Below are 498 nucleotides of genomic sequence, written 5' to 3'. Positions count from 1 at the left end.
ACCGTGTGCATCCTGTAGCGACCTTCCTTGTCACGGCCGCTGTTGACTCGGCAGGTCGAGCCAATCCGCCGGGGCTGCGCGCGCTCGTAGGACAGTTCCGTTGTGTCCTGAATGACCAGGATGGGTCCGTCGACTGCGGCAAAGCGGGTGCGGGTAGCCTGGAAATGGCCCTGAAGGATCGCGTATTCGTTCACTTTGGGATTGGACAGGAAGCGATAGGCGGCCTTGGTGTTGGCCCAGTCCTGGCAGGCGAGCGGAAGGCTGCCGCCGATGGCTCTGGCCATATGGGTCAGGAGCTTGCGCAGGCGCTGGCCAAGACGCCGGTCCCGAAAGCGGCAGCCGGCGAGTTCCCGCTCGATCCAGGAGGTCGCGTCAGCCGCCTCTCCGGGATGGGCGGCAGGAAGGCGCGCCTTCATGATGGCCCAGCTCCCGTGCAGCCTTGCCCTGGCGGATGGGAGATGGCCCGGCGCAGGCCCGACCCGCAGGCATCGGCAAGAT

At 66.5% G+C, this 498-nt stretch carries 1 protein-coding gene; it reads right to left on the bottom strand.

What is annotated here, in order from left to right; genetic code table 11:
* A partial coding sequence (locus C7G61_RS43255) for an IS4/Tn5 family transposase DNA-binding protein (protein ID WP_145963860.1) occupies positions 1-416 on the bottom strand: 416 nt, incomplete at its 3' end.
* Positions 417-498 lie beyond the last annotated feature (82 nt).

Origin of the sequence: Bradyrhizobium algeriense (assembly GCF_003062295.1) — a bacterium.
Lineage (GTDB): Bacteria > Pseudomonadota > Alphaproteobacteria > Rhizobiales > Xanthobacteraceae > Bradyrhizobium > Bradyrhizobium algeriense.
The sequence above is the reverse complement of the archived record's forward strand: the minus strand, read 5'-3'. Positions and strand labels throughout refer to the sequence as shown.